This is a genomic window from Longimicrobium sp. (genome assembly GCF_036387355.1).
Taxonomy (GTDB): Bacteria; Gemmatimonadota; Gemmatimonadetes; order Longimicrobiales; family Longimicrobiaceae; genus Longimicrobium.
In genome coordinates, this window is the sequence record NZ_DASVTX010000402.1 from 1 (window position 1) to 2,114 (window position 2,114).

Sequence of the window (2,114 nt, forward strand, 5' to 3'; positions counted from 1 at the left end):
GGATAGCTGGTCAGGGCGGGGGTAAAACCGCGTGAGTCCCCCGTTTCAACGATCTCCACCGCCACTGCACAGCGATCCTGTTCGAGGTTTGACGGAGCCGGCAAGAAAGAAGAGAATACCAGCCCCACGAGGCCGGGCAGAAGCCTTTGCAAGCTGGGCATATGCGCTCGTTTCAAAAGAAGTGAAGGTAGCAGGGCCAGATGACCGAAGGGACGAGCCCAGGACCGGGGTTCCCGGTGTTCAACACGGTCGTGGGATCGTAGTGTGCTTGCCTGGGATCATTCTTGGCCCGTAGCCGCACCTCCGTATCAAAGAATCCGAGTACGTCGGGAGTTTCAGGCCCGTACACATGGTAGTTCTCGAGCTTTCCTTGAGGACTCAGGCTGTCTGCATCGCTGGTCGCCGCGAAGCCGGCAAAAAAGGATTGCAGAACCGAGATGTGGGACGGACTCGGTCCAGTAAGCAGCCCTTCATGCTCGCGCGCCAAGCGCTCCACCGTCGGCATGTCAGCTACATCGCACCACTTTCCGCCCGACGGATGCGTACCCCCGTTTTGGGCGTTGTACCATGGGCTGCCCGGGTTCCAGGAATCACTCCACGCAACCACGACGGGCACGGGGCTTATGGGCGAGGTTAGAAACCACCAGCCCTTGTTCGGCCCTTCCAGAACAGGCTCGAGGGGGAAGTCTACTGGCCAGTCGATGTCCGTCTTGGCTAAATCTTCCTCACTCCGGGGCGGAGTATGAAGGCTGCTCTGGCCAACTACAGCTACACTGACGGACAGTGGGCCCCATGCCCGCGGCGTGACCCCAATGAGCACCGAATCAGCCCTCGCGCGCCCGCCAACAGTAGCCGCCACCTTGATCTGCCCTCCGACTACGATTCGACCGCTCCATTGCGCTGAGTCGGCGTAACTCGCGAGAACCGCTCCGTTGTGCTTGAAGGTCCATCGTATGTCGGAAAGCGGGCTGGCCGGCAACGCGGCTGCCCTGCATCTGATCCCCGTACCTCGAACTACGATTGACGTCCCACAATCCAGCCGCAGTTCCGGCTCCTGCACCTTCACGATGAAGTCGCGGGCTTCCACGCTTGTGCCTTCCACGTGCGTGTACAGGCGCAGGCGGCCGCTCCGCAGCGGGACGAAGGTGCAGGCGATGGTGTCGCCGCAGGGCAGCGTCTGCGTCCCCGACGGGTTGGGGGTGGCGGTGGTGTCGCCGGGGTAGAAGTTCCAGTGGAACGCCTCCCGATTTCCACTCGCGTTGCGGAAGCGCAGGCCCTCGAACGCCGCCGCCCGGAACGTGCCCGGCGTACCCGTGGCGACCGCCGCCGGTCCCTCGATGCGCAGCGGCTCGATAATTTGGGTGCCGGTCACCGTGTGCGACTGGCTGATCCAGAAGTCCTCGATGGTCCTGGCGTACCACTCCCGCCGCTCGAGGTAGTCCTTGGAGCAGTACGGATGCCCGGCCATGCAGAATCCGTCGTACATCCGCGTGCTCGACATCCCGGTGCGCCCCACCCAGATGTCTCCCGCCGCACCCTGCGTCCGCACCAGCACCGTCACGTCACGCCCGTCCTCCGCCGCCAGAAAGCCGGCCACCTCGGTGGTGGGGTACGCCTGTCCGTTCCAGCGGATCCACACGCGCGTGGCGCCCCCGCGGGTGGACCCGCGCGACTCCACCGCGCTGTAGGACGTCAGCCCCTCTCCGGGCGTCACACCGAAGATGTAGGGGTTCTTCTGCACCTGCATGGTTCCCGTGATGCGCAGGAGCGTGTAGCTGTAGGGCGCCAGCGGGATGGGCGCGGAGGCCAGCGCCTGATCCGTCGTGGTGGTGCCCGGGCTGGCCATCGGCGTGGGCGCCGAGTAGCTGCCCAGCACGAGCGATCCTGCGTCGCGGGCCGGCCCCGTGGAAGGGGGCGCGGCGGGGAGCGGCGCCGTGGGATCGCGCAGGTCGCAGCCGGCGAGGGCGATCAGCAGCGCGGCCGACGCGCGGACGCACGAACGTGAAGGTGCACGGAGCCGGAGGGATGCAGCTTGCATTCTGGCTGGAGGCGCACGCGCGGAGCAGAGCGGGCGCTCAGCGCGGCGGCATTGGAGGAAGTGGCGAGAAACGGAT

The 2,114-nt window shown here is 65.7% G+C and carries 1 protein-coding gene; it reads right to left on the reverse strand.

Features of this window, described 5'->3' with window-relative positions:
• Positions 1 to 172 precede the first annotated feature (172 nt).
• Complete coding sequence (locus VF665_RS17665) at positions 173 to 1,876, reverse strand: hypothetical protein (RefSeq protein WP_331054769.1); 1,704 nt, start codon at positions 1,874 to 1,876, stop codon at positions 173 to 175.
• Positions 1,877 to 2,114: the final 238 nt, after the last annotated feature.